The 21,377-nt window shown below is 65.2% G+C and carries 18 protein-coding genes and 1 pseudogene; 13 read left to right on the top strand and 6 right to left on the bottom strand.

The window, feature by feature from the left end; genetic code table 11:
* Positions 1-146 precede the first annotated feature (146 nt).
* The 4 genes from rplU (at position 147) to proB (ending at position 3,551) form a co-directional block, all read left to right on the top strand.
* Positions 147-458, top strand: coding sequence for a 50S ribosomal protein L21 (rplU, locus tag AB0362_RS14865; protein WP_032394581.1), 312 nt, complete (start codon positions 147-149; stop codon positions 456-458).
* 60 nt (positions 459-518) lie between these two features.
* Positions 519-782, top strand: a complete 264-nt coding sequence (rpmA, locus tag AB0362_RS14860) for a 50S ribosomal protein L27 (RefSeq protein ID WP_032379202.1) — start codon at positions 519-521, stop codon at positions 780-782.
* A 175-nt stretch (positions 783-957) separates the two neighbouring features.
* Positions 958-2,409, top strand: coding sequence for a GTPase ObgE (gene obgE / locus AB0362_RS14855; RefSeq protein WP_366235747.1), 1,452 nt, complete (start codon positions 958-960; stop codon positions 2,407-2,409).
* 2 nt (positions 2,410-2,411) lie between these two features.
* Positions 2,412-3,551 (top strand): glutamate 5-kinase, encoded by a 1,140-nt coding sequence (proB, locus tag AB0362_RS14850; RefSeq protein ID WP_188078663.1) that lies wholly within the window; start codon positions 2,412-2,414, stop codon positions 3,549-3,551.
* Here proB and AB0362_RS14845 read toward each other — a convergent pair.
* From AB0362_RS14845 to AB0362_RS14825, 5 genes and pseudogenes are all read right to left on the bottom strand, one after another.
* Positions 3,524-4,390 carry a Sir2 family NAD-dependent protein deacetylase gene (locus AB0362_RS14845; protein ID WP_255183236.1) on the bottom strand — a complete coding sequence of 289 codons (867 nt, stop codon included), beginning with the start codon at positions 4,388-4,390 and terminating at the stop codon, positions 3,524-3,526. The genes proB and AB0362_RS14845 overlap by 28 nt on opposite strands.
* Positions 4,391-4,493: 103 nt before the next feature.
* On the bottom strand, positions 4,494-4,892 hold the full coding sequence (locus AB0362_RS14840; RefSeq protein WP_032379201.1) for an ectoine synthase: 399 nt from the start codon (positions 4,890-4,892) through the stop codon (positions 4,494-4,496).
* Between the two features lie 41 nt (positions 4,893-4,933).
* Positions 4,934-6,211: a diaminobutyrate--2-oxoglutarate transaminase gene (gene ectB / locus AB0362_RS14835; RefSeq protein ID WP_317532873.1), complete on the bottom strand. Its 1,278-nt coding sequence runs from the start codon at positions 6,209-6,211 to the stop codon at positions 4,934-4,936.
* A gap of 48 nt (positions 6,212-6,259) precedes the next feature.
* A pseudogene (gene ectA, locus AB0362_RS14830) lies at positions 6,260-6,760 on the bottom strand (diaminobutyrate acetyltransferase); the annotation flags it as partial.
* Between the two features lie 176 nt (positions 6,761-6,936).
* Complete coding sequence (locus AB0362_RS14825; RefSeq protein WP_366235746.1) at positions 6,937-9,054, bottom strand: DEAD/DEAH box helicase; 2,118 nt, start codon at positions 9,052-9,054, stop codon at positions 6,937-6,939.
* Between the two features lie 83 nt (positions 9,055-9,137).
* Between AB0362_RS14825 and crcB (AB0362_RS14820) the strand changes: the two genes are divergently transcribed.
* Together crcB (AB0362_RS14820) and crcB (AB0362_RS14815) are read left to right on the top strand one after the other, a co-directional pair.
* Complete coding sequence (gene crcB, locus AB0362_RS14820) at positions 9,138-9,581, top strand: fluoride efflux transporter CrcB (protein WP_317532785.1); 444 nt, start codon at positions 9,138-9,140, stop codon at positions 9,579-9,581.
* Positions 9,578-9,952, top strand: a complete 375-nt coding sequence (gene crcB / locus AB0362_RS14815; RefSeq protein ID WP_149406230.1) for a fluoride efflux transporter CrcB — start codon at positions 9,578-9,580, stop codon at positions 9,950-9,952. Before crcB (AB0362_RS14820) ends, crcB (AB0362_RS14815) begins: the two co-directional genes overlap by 4 nt.
* 83 nt (positions 9,953-10,035) lie before the next feature.
* Here the strand turns inward: crcB (AB0362_RS14815) and AB0362_RS14810 are convergent, their stop codons facing one another.
* A complete protein-coding gene (locus AB0362_RS14810) occupies positions 10,036-10,863 on the bottom strand; it encodes a ribokinase (RefSeq protein WP_366235829.1) in 828 nt (275 codons plus the stop codon).
* Between the two features lie 138 nt (positions 10,864-11,001).
* Here AB0362_RS14810 and AB0362_RS14805 point away from each other — a divergent pair, with 138 nt between their 5' ends.
* From AB0362_RS14805 to AB0362_RS14775, 7 genes are all read left to right on the top strand, one after another.
* Positions 11,002-12,267, top strand: coding sequence for an aminotransferase class III-fold pyridoxal phosphate-dependent enzyme (locus AB0362_RS14805; RefSeq protein ID WP_366235744.1), 1,266 nt, complete (start codon positions 11,002-11,004; stop codon positions 12,265-12,267).
* A gap of 53 nt (positions 12,268-12,320) precedes the next feature.
* Positions 12,321-15,176, top strand: a complete 2,856-nt coding sequence (locus AB0362_RS14800; RefSeq protein ID WP_366235828.1) for an FAD-binding and (Fe-S)-binding domain-containing protein — start codon at positions 12,321-12,323, stop codon at positions 15,174-15,176.
* The gene (locus AB0362_RS14795; RefSeq protein ID WP_317808887.1) at positions 15,173-16,645 is read left to right on the top strand and encodes an NAD-dependent succinate-semialdehyde dehydrogenase; all 1,473 of its coding nucleotides are present in this window, start codon (positions 15,173-15,175) and stop codon (positions 16,643-16,645) included. Before AB0362_RS14800 ends, AB0362_RS14795 begins: the two co-directional genes overlap by 4 nt.
* 15 nt (positions 16,646-16,660) lie before the next feature.
* Positions 16,661-17,374: a GntR family transcriptional regulator gene (locus AB0362_RS14790; RefSeq protein ID WP_230596661.1), complete on the top strand. Its 714-nt coding sequence runs from the start codon at positions 16,661-16,663 to the stop codon at positions 17,372-17,374.
* Positions 17,375-17,597: 223 nt separating this feature from the next.
* Positions 17,598-18,776, top strand: a complete 1,179-nt coding sequence (locus tag AB0362_RS14785; RefSeq protein WP_366235826.1) for a Xaa-Pro peptidase family protein — start codon at positions 17,598-17,600, stop codon at positions 18,774-18,776.
* On the top strand, positions 18,773-20,137 hold the full coding sequence (locus AB0362_RS14780) for a PLP-dependent aminotransferase family protein (RefSeq protein ID WP_366235743.1): 1,365 nt from the start codon (positions 18,773-18,775) through the stop codon (positions 20,135-20,137). The genes AB0362_RS14785 and AB0362_RS14780 overlap by 4 nt, the downstream gene beginning before the upstream one ends.
* Positions 20,134-21,330 (top strand): M20 family metallopeptidase, encoded by a 1,197-nt coding sequence (locus AB0362_RS14775; RefSeq protein WP_366235742.1) that lies wholly within the window; start codon positions 20,134-20,136, stop codon positions 21,328-21,330. Before AB0362_RS14780 ends, AB0362_RS14775 begins: the two co-directional genes overlap by 4 nt.
* Positions 21,331-21,377: the final 47 nt, after the last annotated feature.

Here is a 21,377-nt window from a genome sequence, read left to right as displayed (position 1 = left end):
CTTGCAGGAAACAACGGTTCTCGAGCGGGCCTAGGTGAACATCGCCGTGGCCGGCCGATAGGGAGCAAGCAAACACGTTTTACCAGACCAGTCGTGTTGCCATGCGCAACGCGAGCAAGTTCGAAGAAGCAAGGGGTAGCCCTCCGATGGCAACGTACGCGATCGTCAAGACCGGCGGAAAGCAGTACAAGGTCGCTGTTGGTGACCTCGTCAAGGTCGAGAAGATCGAGGGAGCGCCCGGCACTGCTGTCTCGCTTGCTCCGGTCCTCGTCGTAGACGGATCCGACCTGACCACAGATGCAGACAAGCTGGCGAAGATCTCGGTCGCCGGTGAGATCGTCGAGCACACCAAGGGCCCGAAGATCCGCATCCACAAGTTCAAGAACAAGACCGGATACCACAAGCGTCAGGGACACAGGCAGAAGCTCACTGTCCTCAAGGTCACCGGCATCAAGTAACCAGGTCCCCGCAGGACCTGAATTCTTCCAAGCTGATTCACCCCGAGGAGGGTATGCAACATGGCACATAAGAAGGGTGCATCAAGCTCCCGTAACGGTCGCGACTCGAATGCTCAGCGCCTCGGCGTCAAGCGTTTCGGCGGCCAGACCGTAGGCGCAGGCGAGATCCTGGTTCGTCAGCGTGGCACGCACTTCCACCCCGGCGTCAACGTCGGCCGTGGCGGCGACGACACCCTGTTCGCACTCGCCCCCGGCGCAGTCGAGTTCGGTGCCAAGCGCGGTCGCAAGACCGTGAACATCGTTCCGGTTGCTGTAGAGGCCTAGTCCTTCTGCAGCGCTGGCGCTCACGATGGCCGACGCGACCGGGCAACTGCTCGTGTCGACCATCCACGGCGTACGTTCACAGCTCCCGATAGGGGCGGACCAGGGTCATGAGACCGGTCCGCCCCTATCGCTTTTTTCTCCCGCTTTCTCTTTCACGAAAGGATCGAAGACAGCTATGTCACGATTCATCGACCGCGTGGTGCTGCACGTCAGCGCCGGCAAAGGTGGCAACGGCTGCTCTTCGGTTCACCGCGAGAAGTTCAAGCCTCTCGGCGGCCCGGACGGCGGTAACGGAGGGCAGGGCGGCGGAGTCGTGTTCGTCGTCGACAGCAACGTCCACACTCTGCTCGACTTCCACTTCTCCAGCCATGCCAAGGCAGGCAACGGAACTCAGGGCATGGGTGGCAACCGTGAGGGTGCCAACGGCGAGGACCTGATTCTCAAGGTTCCCGACGGCACCGTCGTGCTCGACAAGAAGGGCAACGTGCTCGCCGACATGATCGGCGAGGGAACACGTTTCGACGCCGCTCCCGGCGGCCGCGGCGGCCTCGGCAACGCAGCTCTGGCCTCGAAGGCTCGACGGGCACCCGGATTCGCGCTGCTCGGCGAAGAGGGCATCGAACGCGAGCTCGTCCTCGAACTCAAGTCCGTCGCAGACGTTGGCCTCGTCGGTTTTCCGTCGGCCGGTAAGTCGTCGCTGGTCTCGGTGCTGTCCGCAGCGAAGCCGAAGATCGCCGATTACCCCTTCACCACATTGGTGCCCAACCTCGGCGTGGTCTCCAGCGGAGACACAACCTTCACCGTCGCAGACGTTCCCGGGCTGATCCCCGGCGCGAGTCAGGGCCGAGGTCTCGGTCTCGACTTCCTGCGTCACCTCGAACGGTGTGCCGTTCTCGCGCACGTCGTCGACTGCGCCACACTGGATCCCGGCCGCGATCCGATCTCCGACGTCGACGCCCTCGAAGCCGAGCTGGCCGCGTACAAGCCGGCGCTGTCCGGAGACGCCAGCCTCGGCGATCTGGCCGATCGGCCCCGCATCGTGGTGTTGAACAAGGCCGACATTCCCGAGGGTGCCGAGTTGGCCGAGATGGTCACCGCCGAGTTCGAGTCCCGTGGCTGGCCCGTGTACACCATCTCCGCGGTGACGCGTGCCGGTCTCAAGCCGCTGACGTTCGCATTGGCCAAGCTCGTCGAGGAGTACCTCACCGCGCATCCGGCTCCCGAGCCGCGGCGTCAGGTGCTGCGCCCGGTCGCTCGGAACGACGACAGCTTCAAGGTCGTCAAGGATCCGGACATCCCGGACGGCTTCATCGTTCGCGGTACCCGACCCGAGCGTTGGGTGCGTCAGACGCAGTTCACCAACGACGAGGCCGTCGGTTACCTCGCCGACCGTCTCGCGCGGCTCGGAGTCGAGGACGCACTCATCAAGGCCGGCGCTCAGCCCGGTGCTTCGGTCACCATCGGCGACGTGTCGTTCGACTGGGAGCCGCAGACTCCGGCCGGTGTCGAGATCACGATGACAGGCCGTGGCACCGATGCCCGCCTCGATCAGGTCGAGCGCATCGGCGCATCCGAACGCAAGCATGCCCGCCAGGTACGTCGCGGGCTCGATACCGAACAGGAGTAGACGTGGCGGCGGTGCGTGAATCCGATTCGCTCGCAGAGGCTCTCACCGATACCCGTCGCACGATCGCCGATGCCAAGCGCATCGTGGTCAAGATCGGTTCCTCGGCGCTCACCAGCCTCGACACCGGTCTGGATCTGACTCGACTCGACCTGCTCGCCGACGCCATCGAGTCTCGGATGCGCAGCGGCACCGATGTGGTGGTCGTGTCCTCCGGTGCGATCGGCGCAGGGATGGCACCGTTGGGCCTGACCAAGCGTCCACGGGACCTGGCCACAAAGCAGGCCGCTGCGAGCGTCGGTCAACTCGCTCTGGTTCATGCATGGAGCTCGTCGTTCCACCGGTACGGGCGCACGGTCGGACAGGTTCTGCTGACCGCCGAGGACATCGCGCGGCGAACCAACCACCGCAACGCTCAGCGCACCCTGGATCGGTTGCGCTCGCTCGGTGCCGTGGCCATCGTCAACGAGAACGACACGGTCGCCACCGCGGAGATCCGGTTCGGCGACAACGATCGCCTGGCTGCTCTGGTCGCCCACCTCGTCGGTGCGGACGCACTGTTCCTGCTCTCGGACGTGGACGGTTTGTACGACGGTGATCCCCGCAAGGGCAAAGCGACACTGATCCCGGAAGTGACCAGCCCCGAGGATCTCGACGGTGTCGTCGCCGGTTCGGGGGGAGCGCTCGGCACCGGCGGAATGGCCTCCAAGCTGTCCGCTGCGCGTCTCGCGGCCGACGCCGGCGTTCCGGTGTTGCTGGCCGCGGCATCCGATGCTGCTCATGCGCTGACGACGTCCGCGGTGGGTACCGCTTTCGCTGCCCGGCCGACGCGGTTGTCGGCGCGCAAGTTCTGGGTCCGTCATGCCGCCGATGCTGCCGGAGAACTGCACCTCGACGCCGGGGCAGTGCGTGCCGTGGTGGAGCGGCGACGATCGTTGTTGTCCGCTGGTATCACGTCGGTGACGGGTTCTTTCCACGGCGGAGACGTGGTCTCGTTGGTCGATCACGCGGGCGTACTGGTGGCTCGCGGGGTCGTCGCGTACGACTCGGGGGAACTCGCCGGGATGCTCGGGCGGTCGACAGGGGAGTTGGCCGCAGAGCTACAGCGCCCGGTGGTTCATGCCGACGATCTGGTTCCTGCCTGATCGACGTCGTCGGCCAACGCGGTCGCTACCTCGGAACACCCGGCGTGCAGTGTGAGAGAAGCGAATTCGTCGCCCCGAGTGGTGCCGCGGTTGACGATGACGATGGGCTTCGACGTCTTGGACGCGTGTCTGACGAACCGCAGGCCCGACATCACGGTCAGTGAGGATCCGAGCACCAGCAGCGCGTCGCTTCGGTCGACGAGATCGTATGCCTCGGCCACGCGCGGCTTGGGCACGCTCTCACCGAAGTAGACGATGTCGGGTTTCAGTATGCCCGAACATGATTCGCAGTCGACCATGCGGAAGTGCGCGGTCGAGGAAATGATGGCGTCGGCATCGGGGGCGATCTCGACGCCGTCCGCGGGCGCAACGGACTCGAGAAAACCGGGATTGGCGCGATCGAGTCGGCGGGCCAACTCGAAACGCGAGATCAACCGCTCGCAGTTCAGGCAGCGAACTCGGGCGTAGACGCCGTGCAGGTCGATGACGCGTCGGCTGCCCGCCTTGGTGTGCAACATGTCGACGTTCTGGGTGATGATCCCGGTGACGACGCCTGCTCGTTCGAGTCGGGCGAGAGCCCGGTGGCCGTCGTTGGGCACGGCGGCGTCCATGTGTCGCCACCCGACATGGTTACGTGCCCAGTAGTGCCGACGGAATTCGGCGTCACCGATGAACTGCTGGAACGTCATCGGGTTGCGCGGCGGTGACTGCGGACCGCGGTAATCGGGAATCCCGGAGTCGGTGGACATGCCCGCGCCGCTGACGACGGTGACAGTCTTCCCGTCGAGCAGGGAAGTCAGCTGCTCGTACGGTGCCGCGGACACAGGGGTTGCATTCACTTCGTCCAGGATAGCGATCCCTCGCCGGATGGGCACCGTAGATACGCCAACGGCCCGCACCGACCTGGATAGCGTCGGTGCGGGCCGTGAGGACGTGCCGGTGTTACGCGGGTACCTCGACGAGGGGGTACACACCGTTCTCGTCGTGCGTCTCGTTGCCGACGACGGGAGGGTTGAACACGCAGAGCATGCGCATCTGGGTGCGCGGTTCGACAGTATGGCGCTCGTGTCCGTTGAGCAGGTACATCGATCCCGCACCGAGCTCGTAGGTCTCGCCGGTCTCGCGGTCCGTGAGCGTTCCCTCGCCCTCGATGAGCCAGACGGCCTCGACGTGATTGGCGTAGTGGAAGTTGTTCACCGTGCCGGCCTGGATCGTCGTCTCGTGGAACGAGAATCCGACCTTGTCGCCGCCGAGAATGATTCTCTTGCTGCGCCAGTTGCCGTCTTCGCTCGAGATGTCGCGGTCGGTACCGGTGATCTCCTGCGTGGTGCGAACGATCATGTCGATTTCCTCCTTCGATATCGGTGCGTGCGAACGGGTCTCTAGGAGAGGACCTTCGCGACGGCACTTTCGATGATGTCCAGGCCGCGATCGAGCTCGTCGATCGTCGTGGTCAGCGGGGGAAGCAGCTTGACGACCTCGTCCTTGGGGCCGGCGGTCTCGACGAGCAGACGCTCGTCGTAGCACAGCTGAGACACCTTGCCGGCGAGTTCTGCGTCGTCGAACACCAGGGCCTGAACCATGCCACGGCCGCGGGTGGAGATGCCGTCGAACTTGGCGCACAGCTTCATGAACCGGTCCTGGATGTGCTCGCCCTTGACGAGGGTTTCCTTCTCGAACTTGTCGTCGGACCAGTAGTGATCGATGGCGGCCTTCGCCGTGACGAACGACGGGTTGAACCCGCGGAAGGTGCCGTTGTGCTCGCCCGGTGCCCAGACGTCCAGCTCGGGCTTGAACAGAGTCAGTGCCAGCGGCATGCCGTAGCCGCCGATGGACTTGGACAGCGTGACGATGTCCGGGGTGATGCCGGCTTCCTCGAACGAGAAGAACTGGCCGGTGCGTCCGCAGCCCATCTGCACGTCGTCGACGATCAGCAGGATCTCACGGCGCGAGCACAGCTCGGCCAGGGCGCGCAGCCACTCGGGGCGCGCGACGTTGATGCCGCCCTCACCCTGGATGGTCTCCACGATCACTGCGGCCGGGCGGTTGAAACCGCTGCCGGAGTCGTCGAGCACGCGCTCGAACCACTGGAAGTCCTCGGTGACGCCGCCGAAGTAGTTGTCGTACGGCATCGGAGTGGTGTGCACCAACGGAATTCCGGCTCCCGCTCGCTTCATCGAGTTGCCGGTGACCGACAGCGCGCCGAGGGTCATGCCGTGGAATGCGTTGGTGAAGTTGATGATTGCCTCGCGGCCGGTGACCTTGCGAGCAAGCTTGAGTGCGGCCTCGACGGTGTTGGTGCCCGTCGGCCCGGGGAACTGAACCTTGTAGTCCAGGCCGCGGGGATCGAGGATGTTCTTCTTGAACGACTCGAGGAACTCGCGCTTGGCGACGGTGGACATGTCGAGTCCGTGGGTGATGCCATCGCTGGTGATGTAGTCGACCAACGCGCTCTTGATCATGTCGTTGTTGTGGCCGTAGTTGAGAGCGCCTGCGCCACCGAAGAAGTCGAGGTAGTCGTTGCCGTTCTCGTCGGTGATGACCGAGTTCTTCGCGGTGGTGAACACGGCGGGCCACTGGCGGCTGTAGCTGCGCACGCCGGACTCGACGGTCTCGAACACATCGGGCTTCTCTGTTGTCACGGTGTTCTTTTCGGTCATGTTCTGCTTGTTCCTTTCGTAATTCCGCGACGCGTCGGGGCCTACTGTGTAGAGCTCCTCGGCTTCGTGGCTATCAGGGAAATCGTTGGGCGCGAACAAATCCGACCTGACGATATCGGTGCCTCGCTTGCGTGCGAGGCTCGTGAAGGTTGCGATGGACGCTTCGTTGTCCGGGCTGATCGTCGTTTCCAGATGCGTGATGCCCTGTGGCTCGAGGCGGTCGAGCAGCTCCATCAGCATGCGACCGGCAAGTCCCTTGCCACGCTGGTCCGCATCCACGGCGACCTGCCACACGAACAGTGTGCGCGGGGCGTCTTGGCGAATGTATCCGGTGACGAAACCGACTGCGCGGCCGTCGATGTCGGATACGACGGTGGTGGCCGCAAAATCACGGCACCACAACACGTACGAGTAGCTGGAATTGAGATCCAGAACTCGCGAATCTCTTGCGATCTCCCAGAGCCGGACTCCGTCGGAGATCTGTGGCTTACGAAACTTCACTGCGTCCGGCGCAGTGAGCGGGGTACCTCTCAGCAATGCGGGCTTCATAGGAAATACAAACGTAACAAGGTCGCCGAGGCATATCGAGTGCGCCGGGAAATCGACCCCGGAATCGGACATGCTTCCCCAGGTTAACCCGTCGATGTGATGCTGGTCACTTCATCGGCGCCCGGCTGGCTGTACCCGCAACGACCGAATTCAAACCACTCGCTTCCGACGGACCGCTACTTGGGTGTCGCCAGAGCGAACGGAAGTACCGCTTCGGCACCCGCAGATCGCAGAGCCGACGTGGCGCAGGTGAACGTCCACCCAGTGTCGGTCAGCAGATCGATCAACAGAATCGGCCCTGTCACGGACGATACGTCCGGAACGTCCCAAGAGTCCACCAGCCCGGCGACCCTGAACGCCGAATTGGCCGCCGAGACCGGCGGATGACCAGCCCTGACCTGCATGACACCGAGATCGTCCAATTTTCCGACGGCAGCCAATCGCTCGGCGATCGATCGCACCAGCACCGGATGGGTGGGGGAGTCGAGAGCCAGAACGGCAGTCGGTCGCTGCTTCCAGTCCCAGTTGGCGAGCACGGTGATGCACGCCTTCTCCAATGCGTCGGTGGCCGGAGCATCGGGTGCATCGAGCAAGGCACGCAGCCGGCTGCCCCAGCCGAGGTCGGTGAGTCGACCCAGCACGCGCCCGGGTTCGTGTGGGTCGGCGATCTTGCCCGAGAGCGAGACACCCAGCTTCTTCATGCCACTGGGCCACTGCTTTCTCGGTTGCAGGTCGATGCCAGGCCGGTCCAATCGTGCCCGTGCCGAGTCGACTGCGGCCGCATCCACCGATGCCGACAAGTGCTCACCGGTGCAGTTGTCGCACCGTCCGCACTTGTCGGACTCGCTACCGGGTGCGCCCAGATCCGGGTCGTCGAGCTGCCTCCGCAGGAACTCCATCCGGCAGCCGTCGGTGCCCTGGTAGTCGATCATGGCCTGCTGTTCGCGGTCCCTGGCCTGTTCGAGACGCTCGTAGCGTCCCGCGTCGTACGTCCACTGTTCGCCGGTGGCCATCCAACCGCCACGAACGCGTCTGACCGCGCCGTCGACGTCGAGGACCTTCAGCACCATCTCCAGCCTGCTGCGATTGAGCTCGACCAAGGGCTCCAGCGCCTGCGTCGACTGGGCCTTGTCGGTGTTCAAGGCCTCGATGACCTGCCGCACCAGATGCTCGCGGGGGAACGCGACGGAGGCGAAGTAGCTCCAGATCTGGCGATCCTCGTGACCGGGTAGCAGCACCACATCGGCGCGCTCGGTGGCGCGACCGGCTCGGCCGACCTGCTGGTAGTACGAGATCGGGGACGACGGTGCCCCCATGTGCACGACGAAGCCGAGATCGGGCTTGTCGAAGCCCATGCCCAGTGCGGACGTGGCGACGAGGGCCTTGACTCGGTTGGCCAGCAGGTCACCTTCGAGCGATTCGCGCTCGGTCGGATCCGTCTGACCGGTGTACGACGCTACGACGTGGCCCTGATCGGTGAGCAGCGCCGCGAGGTCCTTCGCGGCCGAGACCGTCAGCGTGTAGATGATTCCCGAACCCGGCAGGGTTTTCAGGTGATCGGCGAGCCACGCGGCCCGTTCGGTGGCGTTGTCGATCTTCACCACTGCCATGCGCAGAGAGTCGCGTGCGAGCCCGCCGCGCAGTACCAGCGTGTCGCCGCCGCCGACACCCAGCTGTGCGGCGACGTCGTCCACCACGCGGTCGTTCGCCGTCGCTGTGGTCGCGAGCACGGGGATACCGTCGCGCAACTCGGCGATCAGGGTTCTGATACGTCGATAGTCGGGCCGGAAATCGTGGCCCCAGTCGGAGACGCAATGTGCTTCGTCGACCACGACCAGGCCCGCATCGCCTGCCAGGGACGGCAGCACCTGATCGCGGAAATCCGGATTGTTCAATCGCTCCGGACTGACCAGCAGCACGTCGAGCTCGCCCGAGGCGACCTGCTGATGGATGTCGTCCCACTCGGTCATGTTGCCCGAGTTGATGGTGGCAGCCCGGACGCCCGCCCGCTCGGCGGAGGCAACCTGGTTGCGCATCAACGCCAACAGCGGAGAGACGATCACCGTCGGACCGAGTCCCTGTGCGCGAAGCAGTTTCGCCGCGATGAAGTAGACCGCCGACTTGCCCCAACCGGTCCGCTGCACCACCAACGCCCGCCGCCGGTGCACGACGAGGGCCTCGATGGCCGTCCACTGGTCTTCCCGCAGCACCGCAGCCGGGCCGGCGAGTTCGCGCAACAACTCTTCGGCGCTCGCGCGCAAGTTCCCGGTCGTGGGCTCCGTGGTCGTTGTCATAGGCTCCATCGTGCAGCAAGCATCCGACATCCAACGCGGGCCGGTCGGAAACGGTCGGACCGTGCAGCCCGAGAGGACCAGCGGTGTTCGATCCCGATTCCGATTCGATGCCGGCCGACCAGGGTCCCGTGCACCGTCACCTCTGGGCACTGGCCGTGGTGTTCGTCGGCGGAGCGGCCGGTACGGCAGTCCGCTATGCGATCGAGGAGCAGCTTCCGCACTCGGCGTCGCAATGGCCGACGGCCACCTTCGGGATCAACATCGCCGGTGCGTTCGTGCTCGGGCTTCTGCTCGAGTCGCTGGTTCGCGGCGGGCCCGATGCAGGAGTTCGGCGCAGGTTACGGCTGCTGCTCGGTACCGGTTTCTGCGGCGCGTTCACCACGTACAGCACCTTCGCCCTCGAGACGGTCGAAGGTATTCGGGGTGGGTTCACCGGTCTGGCAATGGCATACGCAGTGGTCAGCGTGATTCTCGGAATACTTGCGGCCTGGGCTGGAATCGCGTTGGCAGGCAGGGTGGTTCGATGATCGCGCTGTGGATCGCGGCGGCCGGCGGTTTGGGGGCAGTCTTTCGCTTCGTCGTCGACGCTGAAGTGAAATCACGTCTTGCGGCGCGGACGAGCTTTCCCTGGGCGACGGTCGGCATCAACGTGTCCGGATCGTTTCTGCTGGGTGTGCTGGCCGGATGGGTGATGTTCCGAGCCGGCTCCACCGACGTTCAAGCCGTCATCGGTACCGGGTTCTGCGGCGGGTACACCACGTTCAGCACGGCGAGTGTCGAAACCGTGCGGTTGCTCCAGCAGGGGCGTCGACGCGATGCCGCCGTGAACGTGACAGTCACCGTGCTCGCGTCCGTACTCGCGTGCGCAGGCGGCCTGGCGCTCGCGTCGTCGATGTAGGACGGTCGCGACGAGGACGAATTCGCGATCCATCCGGTCTCGCGCGCGACGTAGAAGTCGAAGCTCCTCGAGGTCGGGGCCATTCATCCTGCGGCCGCATCTCGCAGTGCGTCGATGTCTGCGCGAGTACCCGAGGACGTACTCGCACCAGGCCTCGTCGCGGCGAAAGACCCGGCAGCGCAGGCCCATTCGACTGCTGTGCGCGGTCCGTCGAACCAGGACGCGGCCAGTGCTCCGGCAAATGCATCGCCGGCACCGGTGGTGTCGACGGCGTCGACGCGCGGAGCGGCGACCTCGAACGATTCCGAGCCGCGGTATCGAGCGCCTCTGGCACCGAGGGTGGTGATCACGTGCGCCACTTCGTTCACTCGGTTTCCGAGACGGGCTTCCTCGGCTTCGTTTACCACGAGCACGTCGGTGGCCGCCACCAGGGCGTCGGGCAAATCCTGAACCGGTGACGGGTTCAGCATCGTCACCACGCCGCGAGAGCGGGCGTACTCGAATGCGGTCACCACGGTGTCGAGCGGAATTTCCAACTGACACAACAGGATAGCGGCATCGGAGATGATGGCGAGGTCGTCGTCGGTGAGGTCCCGAACGTGTTCGTTCGCCCCTGGGACGACGACGATGCTGTTCTCGGCGTGATCGTCGACGGAAATGGCGGCAATTCCGCTCGAACCCGGTGCCGTACGCAGCGCTCGGTCGTCCACGCCCGCGCTGGACAGTGTTCGGCGCAGTGTCTCACCGAATTCGTCGTCTCCGACCGCTCCGATGAACGACACGGGAGCGCCGGCCTTGCCGGCGGCGATGGCCTGGTTGGAGCCTTTGCCGCCCGGTGAGGTGGTGAACGATGTGCCCAGCACTGTTTCGCCGGGGTCGGGCAGGGAGGGAGTGCGGGTGATCAGATCCATGTTGATGCTGCCGAGAACGACGATGCGGGGGCTCGAAGCGGACACCGACGAACTGTATCGCTCCGGCAGTTGGCTCTGGCCCGAACTGCCAATTGCAGATTGTTGACAATCTGAATTCGGTGAGTGACGATGGCACGCATGACAGCGTCGACTCGCACCCACCTCAGCCCGGCACTCAAGCAGGCGACCCCGATCGTCGTCGATCACGGAAAGGGCAGCTGGATCATCGGCACGGACGGGCGCAAGTACCTCGACTTCACCACCGGTATCGGCGTCACCAGTACCGGGCACTGCCATCCCCGCGTGGTCGAGGCCGCGCGCGAGCAGGTGGGCAAGATCATCCACGCGCAGTACACGACCGTCATGCATCAGCCGCTTCTGGCGCTGACCGACAAGCTCGGCGAGGTGTTGCCCGCGGGGCTGGACAGCGTGTTCTACGCGAACTCCGGGTCCGAGGCTGTCGAGGCATCGATTCGGTTGGCTCGCATGGCAACCGGACGGCCCAACATCATCGCCTTTCACGGGGGGTTCCACGGACGCACGGTAGCGGCCGCGTCGTTGACCACCGCGGGCACCAAGTTCCGTTCCGGATTCTCACCGATCATGGGCGGAGTGCACATCGCACCGTTCCCCTACGCCTTCCGGTACGGCTGGGACATGGACACCGCGGTCGCCTTCGCGCTCAAGGAACTCGACTACCTGCTGATGACGATGTCCAGTCCCGCGGATACCGCTGCGTTCATCATCGAACCGGTACTCGGTGACGGCGGTTACCTGCCCACGCCTCCCGAGTTTCTCGAGGGACTTCGCGAACGGGCGGACACCCACGGGATCGTCCTCATCGTCGACGAGGTCCAGGCAGGAGTCGGGCGCACCGGAAAGTTCTGGGGCCACCAGCATTCGACCATCACACCCGACATTGTCATCACCGCGAAAGGTCTGGCCAGCGGATTCCCGATCTCGGCCATCGCGGCATCGACGGAGTTGATGGGCAAGGCGTGGCCCGGATCGCAGGGCGGCACGTACGGCGGCAATGCCGTCGCCGCTGCCGCGGGTGTCGCCACGCTCGACGTCGTGCGTGAGGAAGGTCTGGTCGACAACGCTGCCGCGCAGGGCCGAGTTCTGCTCGACGGCCTGCTGGCACTGAAGTCCGAGCACTCCGCCATCGGTGATGCACGTGGACTCGGCCTGATGCAGGCACTCGAATTCGTCGACAGCGCAGGCAATCCCGATGCTGCGGCCGCGCTGCGCGTGCAACAGGGTGCGATCGACGAGGGGTTGTTGCTGCTGACCTGCGGCGCGCTCGGCAACGTGGTCCGGATCATCCCGGCGCTGATCGTGAGCGACGAAGAGATGCGGCAGGGCCTGGACGCGTTGTCGCGCACGCTGAAGAACGTGCTGTGACGTCTGCTCCGGTGCGGTCCCCGGTGCCGGCACTCGTGCAGCGAGTGCTGGAGATGGGTATCGAGATCGACGATTCGTCTCGACGGCTCGCCGAGTACTCCTACGACGCCTCGAACTACCGAATTCCGCCTGCGGCTGTGGTCTTCCCCCGTAGCGCCGACGAGGTTGCCTCCGTGTTGGTGCTGTGCGGGGCCGCGGGAGTCGCAGTGATCGGCCGCGGCGGTGGAACGTCCATGGCAGGCAACGCGATCGGCCGCGGAATCGTGATCGACTTCTCCCGCCACATGAATCGCGTGATCTCGGTGGACACCGACGCGCGGACCGCGGTGGTGGAGCCGGGAATCGTGATCTCGGAGTTGCAGCGTGAACTGGTGGCGCGCACCTCGGGGGCGTTCACCTACGCACCCGACCCGTCCAGCAAGACACGCGCGACGGTGGGCGGGGCAGTCGGCAACGACGCGTGCGGCAATCACTCGGTGCGCTACGGACGAACAGCCGACCACACGGTGGCCATGGACGTGGTCACCGCCGACGGGCACCTACTTCGGGTGACCCGTAGCGGTGTGGAGGCAGTGCATTCGGAGGATGCGGCGGCAACCGATGCAGCCGAAAGTATCTCGCGCGAGTTGCAGTCGCTCGCGGCCGACAACCTCGCGCTCTTCAGAGTCGAGTTGGGCCGCATACCGCGACAGGTGTCCGGATTTCACCTCTCGCATCTACTGCCCGAGAACGGATTCGACGTTGCTCGTGCACTCGTCGGGAGCGAGGGCACGTGCGCGGTGATCGTTTCGGTCACCGTCGCCGTCGTTCCCGTGCCTCCGGCGGCGTTGTTGCTCTGCCTCGGATACGAGAACGTGGTGGCTGCTGCCGCCGACGTGACGGCCATTCTCGAGTTCTCGCCTGCCGCTGTGGAGGGTATCGACGACAACATCGCCCAGACGATGGAGTACCGGCGCGGACCGGATTCCATCCGCGGTCTGCCTGCGGGAAACGCGTGGCTCTACGTCGACCTCGACGGGGCCGATGCGGCCGAGGTCGAGGACAAAGCGGCCCGTCTGCTCGAGGCGCTCGGTCGTCTCGGCCGCGTCAAGGAAGGTCGCATCGTCACCGACCCGGCCGATCGAACAGCGCTGTGGCGAGTACGTGAGGACGGCGCAGGTCTGGCGACTCGACTCGCCAGCGGAGTCGAGTCCTGGGGTGGCTGGGAGGACGCCGCCGTCGCACCCGAGAACCTGTCCGCCTACCTCGCCGACCTGAACTCGCTTCTGGCCGAACACGATCTGACCGGCGTGATGTACGGACACTTCGGTGCCGGCTGCATGCACGTACGCATCACGTTCGATCAGCGCACCGACGCCGGGCGACGGGTGATGTACGACTTCCTGCGCGCCGCCGCGCGGGTGGTGGTCAAGCACGGGGGCAGCCTGTCGGGCGAGCACGGTGACGGCAGGGCCCGGTCGGAATTGCTCCCGGTGATGTACTCACCGCGCATGCTCGACGCCTTCGCGCGGTTCAAGCGCATCTGGGATCCCCGCGGGATTCTGAACCCGGGTTCGATCACCGATCCGGAACCGATGATGGACAACCTCATGCTGCAGGGCATCCCGCAGCGGGAATGGAAGACGACCTTCGATCTGCACCAGATCGGAACGCGGGCAGATCTGGATCCGTTCGTGCACGCCACTCAGTCGTGTGTCGGCGTCGGCAAGTGTCGTACGACGTCGGGAGGCGTCATGTGCCCCAGTTTCCGGGCGACCGGCGACGAGAAGGACTCGACGCGCGGCCGGGCCCGAGTGCTGCAGGAGATGGTGCGCAGTTCGCCGACCGTTGCCGACGGATGGGCATCGAAGGACGTAGCCGAATCGCTCGACCTGTGCCTGTCCTGCAAGGCCTGTTCGTCGGATTGTCCGGTCGGCGTGGACATGGCGACGTACAAGTCCGAGTTCCTCGATCATCACTATGCGGGGCGACTGCGGCCGCTTTCGCACTATTCGCTGGGCTGGTTGCCTCGCTGGCTGAAGGTGACACAGCGAACGGCACCGCTGCTCAACCGTCTGCTCACCCCGCGCATCGCCGCGCTGGCGGCTCGACTCGGTGGGCTGACCACCGAGCGGCCGTTGCCGCGCTTCGCGTCGGCGAAGGAACTTGCTGACGAAATACGGATCGGCGGAGGCCGCGCCGCCGACGTGGTGTTGGTCGTCGACACGTTCACCCAGGGTTTTCGGCCCGAGGTCGCGGGCGCGGCGCAGCGCGTGCTCGAGGATTCCGGCCGCAGCACCGAATGCCGGACCGACGTGTGCTGTGGCCTGACCTGGATTTCGACGGGCCAGCTGAAGGCCGCCCGCAAGCACCTCACGAAAGCCGTTGCTGCACTGGACGACGGCACCGACCGACCCATCGTCGTCACCGAACCGAGCTGCGCTGCGGCGTTCCGCAAGGACATGCCGGAGCTGGTTCCCACCGCGGCCGCGAGACGGGTCGCGGCGCGGGTGCAGAGTTTCGCCGGCGCGGTGATCGACCAAGCCGCCGCCGGGTGGGTGCCCTCGGCCGAGGTTCCCGAATCGGTGACGGTGCAGACCCATTGCCACGAATACGCGGTGTTCGGCAACGCCACCCAGCGCACGGCGTTGGCCGCCGTCGGTATCGAGGCGGTGCGCGAGGCCACCGGATGCTGCGGCGTGGCAGGGAACTTCGGCTTCGAGTCTCGGCATTACGAGCTCAGCATGGCCGTGGCCGAGCAGGCCCTCGCCCCGGCGGTTCGCGCCGCCGAGCCCGACACCCCGATTCTGACCGACGGATTCTCCTGCCACATGCAGGTGCGTCAACTCACCGGTGACCTGACCAGCGATGCGTCCGTACACCTGGCGCAAGTACTCGATCCACGTTCGACGAAAGGACCGCGGCCATGACCGCCAGTTCGACCAGCCTCACGCGTCCCACGATCACCGCTCCGACCGAACTGTTCGTCGGGGGCGCGTGGACTGCCGCGGCATCCGATGCCCGATTCGATGTCGTCGATCCCGCCAGCGGCGAGGTCATCGCCAGGGTCGCCGACGGCGGCATCGTCGACGCCGAGAACGCCATGGCCGCAGCGGTCGACGCCGCCGCCGACTGGGCCGCGACTGCGCCGCGGGCACGCAGCGAAATCCTGCGCAGAGCATACGAATTGATCATGGCGCGGCAAGAGGAGCTCGCTGAGATCATCACCGCGGAAATGGGAAAGCCACTGGCCGACGCTCGTGGTGAGGTGGCGTACGGTGCCGAGTTCTTTCGCTGGTTCTCCGAGGAAGCGGTGCGCATCTCGGGCGATCACACCCTCACCGGAGACGGCAAGAACCGCATCGTGGTCACCCGGGCACCGGTGGGTCCGTGCATTCTCGTCACTCCGTGGAACTTCCCGTTGGCAATGGGAACTCGCAAGATCGGACCGGCGTTGGCCGCGGGATGCACCGTGGTGTTCAAGCCGGCCGAGCAGACGCCGCTGACCGCACTGGCCCTGGCGGAAATTCTGCACGACGCGGGTGTTCCGGCGGGAGTGGTCAACGTCGTGACCACCACCGACGCGTCGGGCGTGGTCGGCTCGTGGATGAGCAGCGGTGCGGCCCGCAAGATCAGCTTCACCGGATCGACGGCGGTGGGCAAGATCCTGCTCGAGCAAGCTGCGTCGACGGTGATGCGCACCTCGATGGAGCTCGGCGGCAACGCACCCTTCATCGTCATGGACGACGCCGACCTCGCCCGCGCCGTGGACGGTGCCATGGTCGCCAAGATGCGCAACATGGGTGAGGCGTGCACCGCCGCCAACCGGTTCTTCGTACACCGAAGTGTCACAACGCAGTTCGCGGACAAGCTCGCCGAGCGCATGGGTGCGCTGTCGGTGGGGGCCGGTAGTGCGCACGGAACCGAGGTTGGTCCGCTGATCGACGAGGCGGGCCGCGCCAAGGTGCAGACACTCGTCGACGACGCACTTCGGCGTGGCGCACGTGCGATCGTCGGGGGAGTGGCTCCGGACGGACCCGGCTACTTCTACCCGCCGACGGTCCTCACCGACGTCGATGCGGCGTCGGATCTGATGTCCCAGGAAATCTTCGGACCGGTGGCCGCAATCGTCCCGTTCGACACCGAGGACGAGGTGATCGCCCTCGCGAACGACACCGAATGGGGACTCGTCGGATATGTCTTCACCCAGGACATCGACCGGGCTCTGCGGATGGGGGAGCGCCTCGAGGTGGGAATGGTCGGCCTCAACACGGGTCTGGTGTCCAATCCGGCTGCGCCGTTCGGTGGCGTCAAACAGTCCGGACTCGGCCGTGAGGGCGGAAAAGTCGGAATAGACGAGTTTCTGGAGTACAAATACTTCGCCATTCCCCGAGGCTGAGAGAGGTTTTCGATCATGCCCAGTTCGAGACGATTGACGCCCATCGACGCACGCAACACGTCGATGGTCATTGCCGACCAGATTCGCGACCGCATCATCGACGGGTCCTACGCCCCCGGGGAGCAGATCAACGAGGCCAACGTCGCCGCGGAACTCGAGATCTCGCGGGGACCGGTGCGGGAGGCGCTGCAGCGCCTCAATCAGGAGGGGCTGCTCGTCAGCTACCGAAATCGCGGCGTGTTCGTCGTCGAGCTGAGCAGTGAGGATGTCACCGAGATCTACGAATCCCGGGCGGCCATCGAGGTCGGCGCCGCGTGGACTCTGGTGCACGGGGATCGTGCGCGCCTGGTGTCGGCTGCCGACGAGCTCTCGGCCATCGTGATGCAGATGCAGCCGTTCATCGATCGGGCGGATTGGCGAGGTCTTGCCGAACGGGATCTGGCGTTTCACACCGCACTGGTCGCGGCGACGCGCAACAGCCGAATGTCGCGCATGTACGCCACGCTCGCTGCGGAGGCACGTATCTGCATGGCCAACCTCGAAACCGCGTACTACCGGCCCGAGGCGTTAGTGGAGGAACACCAGCTGATCGTCGACCTGTTGCTCGGATCGGATTGGGACGCACTGGAAAAGGGCGTGCACGAGCACATGGACACCGCCATCCACGACCTGACCCGTGCCATGGTCGAAGAGCAGGCCGAACACTCGGCACTGGCCACTCCTGGATAGTCGCCGGTCCGGCAACACAGCATTTACATCCGAAGTCTTGCGAACCTCTCACGCCAGCGCCTAGCCTGATTGTCAACAATCTACTAAACCGACCTCATTGAAGGGGGTGCCCGTGAACGACTCACCCGACGCCGCCTACGTCACCGCACTCGGACCCGACGAGACCACAGGACGGGCCGCTCCCGGCCTCGCTCGGTACCCCGATGTTCCGAACAGCACGCCGATCACGTTCACCGACGAGGAGTACGCCTTCCGGCTCGCTGCCGTCCGCGAGCGGATGGCAGCGCAGAACCTCACCGCGCTCATCGTCACCGATCCCGCGAACCTCTACTACCTGCTCGGATACAACGCGCTCTCGTTCTACACCCCGCAGATGCTGTACGTGCCCCTCGAGGGAGAGATGTACTTCTTCGCCCGCGAGATGGACGCCAACGGCGCGTTCCGCACGTCGTGGCTGCCGCAGGATCGGACGTTCGGCTATCCCGAAACGTTCGTGCAGCGCAAGGACACGCACCCGTTCGTCTGGGTTGCCGCGAAACTGCGCGAACTGGGGTTGGTGAACAACTTCGAGCACGGCCAGGTGGGGCTGGAGATGGACTCGTACTACTTCAGTCCCAAGGCTTTCGAGGCACTGGTGAAGTCGCTGCCCGAATATCGCTTCACCGACTCCTACGAGCTCATCAACTGGGTGCGCGTGGTCAAATCGCCCGCGGAGATCGCCCTGATGCGCGGAGCCGCGAAAGTCTGCGAATCGGCGATGTCGGCTGCGTACCAATCGATCTCGGTCGGTGAACGGCAGTGCGACGCGGCCGCAGCCATCATGAACGCACAGGTACGCGGCACCGAGGAGTTCGGCGGCGACCATCCGGCCATCGTCCCGATGCTGCCCACCGGAGCCGGAGCCGACACCCCACATCTGACCTGGTCGCACCAACCCTTCGTGCGCGGCGAGACCACCGTCGTCGAACTGGCCGGAGTGTTTCGGCGCTACCACATCCCGATGGCCCGCACGATCGTGCTCGGAAAGCCGAGTCCGCGTATGGATTACCTCGCCAAGTCCACCGGAGAAGCATTGAACGACGTGCTCGCGACCGTGCAGGCAGGCGTCACCGCGACCGAACTGGCCCAGGTATGGAACACGAGCCTGGCCAAGCACGGACTGCACAAACCGTCGCGCATCGGCTACTCGATCGGCATCGCCTACGCACCCGACTGGGGTGAGCGCACCGTGAGCCTACGAACCGACGACGACACGGTGCTCGCCGAGAACATGACCTTCCACATCATCGGCGGAATGTGGATGGACGACTACGGATACGAGGTATCCGAGGCCGTTCGCGTCACCGAGACCGGCCTCGAAACCTTCACCGCATTCCCCCGAGAACTACTGACGAAGGAGTGAGCATGACCGCATCAACGAAGGGTCGTTCCGCAGGCTCCACTCCTGCCACGAAGGGTCGTTCCGCAGGCTCCACTCCTGCCCCAACCGGTCGTTCCGCAGGCTCCACTCCTGCCGTACCTGGTCGTTCCGCAGGCTCCACTCCTGCCATTCCCTGGGCCCTGCGGACCGACAAACTGGTGGGATCGGTGATCGATTCCTCGACATCGCTCCTCGCTGCACAGAAGCACGACATCGTCAGATTTGCCATGGGATCTCCTGCAGCCGAGACCGTTCCGGCCGCTGCGTTCACCGAGATCGCCGGCAGCGTACTGACTGCCGACGCGTTCGACTACGGTGCCACCGAGGGCGATCCCGGCTTGCTCGACGCGTTGCTCTCGTACCTCGATTCGGTCGGCGAACCCACGTCCGAGGAGCGAGTAGTGATCACCTCGGGCGGAATGCAGGGGCTCGACATCGCGTGCAAACTGTTCGTCGATCCGGGCGACCTGGTGATCGTCGAAAGTCCCACGTACACCAACGGAACCGCCACCGTGCTCAGCTACGGAGGCGACATCCTCGAGGCCCCGATGGACAGTGACGGCCTCATCGTCGAGGCATTGCCGGAGCTCGTCGAGCGTGCTGGTCGAGTGCCGAAGATGATCTACGTGATCCCCAACTTCCAGAACCCGTCCGGCGTCACCCTGTCGCTCGAGCGCCGACAGCTGCTGATCGAGCTGGCGCACCGGTGGGGATCGGTGATTCTCGACGACGATCCGTACGGCCTGCTCCGCTTCTCGGGTGATCCGATTCCCAGTTTCGGCACGCTCAGTCCCAACGACCCATTGATCTTCTCGGTGCGGACCTTCTCCAAGATGATCGCCCCAGGCCTGCGCGTGGGGTGGGTGGACGCGGCCCCGGAGGCACGGCAGTTGATCGTCAACGCCAAGCAGGCCATGGACACGTGCACCAACCTGCCCGGTCAGCGGATGGTGGCCGAGTACATCCGGCGCGGCCTGCTCGACGAGCATCTTCGATCGTTGGCCTCGGTGTACCTGCCCCGCAAGGTCGCGATGCAGAACAGCATCGACAAGTACTTCGGCGAGTCGATGTCCACGACGGACCCCGAGGGAGGGTTCTTTCTCTGGGCGACGTTGCGCGGCAACGACGTCGACTTCTCGACGCAGGACCTGTTCGAGACGGCACTGGCAGAGGGTGTGGCTTACATACCCGGGCCGGCGTTGTCGGTGGGTGGGAAGTTCCACGATTCGTTGCGGCTGTGCTTCGCCTCGTCGACGCCCGAACGCATCGACGAGGGAATCAGACGGCTGGCGGCAGCGGTGGACAAGTCGAAGCACCTGCTCGCCTCCGATCCCACCCGATGACCGTTTCGACTTCCGAAGGCGCTCTTCTCCGTTCGATCGACGAGCACGAGATCGTCTCTCTGACTGCGGCATTGATCGACGCCGGCGGCGAGAACCCCGGCGACACCGAGGAAAAGACTGCGAAGGTGCTCGGCGAGCACTGTCGCGCACTGGGATTCGACGTTCGGACCGTCGAGGTGGCTCCGGGGCGACCCAACGTCATCGTGTCCATCGGACCCGACGAGCGGCCGGGAGTCCTGTTCGTCGGCCACTCGGACGTGGTTCCCGCGGGTACGGGCTGGACCACCGATCCGTTCTCCGCAGTCGTTCGAGACGGCCGAATCTTCGGCCGCGGGGCCTGCGACATGAAAGGCGGCCTGGCCGCAGTGGTCGCGGCGATGACGGCAGTGCACCGTGCCGGTCTCGCGGACGAGTATCCGATGACCTTGGCGTGTCTGGTCGACGAGGAGGACACCGGTCTCGGTATCCGAGCATTCGTCGCCGCGCTTCCGCACCGGAACTACAGCTGCTGCGTGGTGGCAGAGCCGACGGACCTGGTCACCATCGTCGGATGTCGAGGGGCGGCGAACCTGGAGATAGAGGTGCGTGGCCGTTCCGCGCATGCGGGGCAGCCGCGCAACGGGGCCAACGCAATTTCCGCGGCAGCGCGCATCATCGGGATCATCGAGGGCTCCCAGGCCGAGCTGGATGCCAACCCCGACACCGATCTGGGTCCGGCCACGTGGAACGTGGGGACGATAACGGGAGGCACCGGCACATCGATGGTCGCCGATCGCTGCGTGCTCACCGTCGACCGCCGTCTGGTACCGGGAGAGAGCGCTGCCGGTGTCGTCGGCGACCTGCGATCGCGCATCGAATCGGCCGGCCTGACCGGCGGCGACATCGACGTTCGCATCGGAATCGCGATGGAGATGCCGGGTTTTCTGACCAGCGTGAACGACGGATTGGTCACCACCGCAGTGCAATCGGTCCTCGACACCGGATCTGGACGTTCGACTGACATCTGGACCGCATCGTGCGATGGTGGTTTCGTGGCACAACAGATGGGTATCAAGACCGTCGTGCTCGGTCCGGGGGAGATCGAAAGCCAAGCACATCGGCCGGACGAGTCCATCGCCGTGCAGCAATTGACCGACAGCGCAAGGGCGTACGCGTTGATCGCCACCAGAATTGCTGCGCTACCAGCGCTTTAGCGTTGCACGAGGGGGTGGGCCGAACCGTATGTTCCGCATCGTCGTAA

Source organism: Rhodococcus sp. NPDC079359, from assembly GCF_040702585.1.
In the GTDB taxonomy this organism is placed as follows: domain Bacteria; phylum Actinomycetota; class Actinomycetes; order Mycobacteriales; family Mycobacteriaceae; genus Rhodococcoides.
The sequence above is the reverse complement of the archived record's forward strand: the minus strand, read 5'-3'. Positions and strand labels throughout refer to the sequence as shown.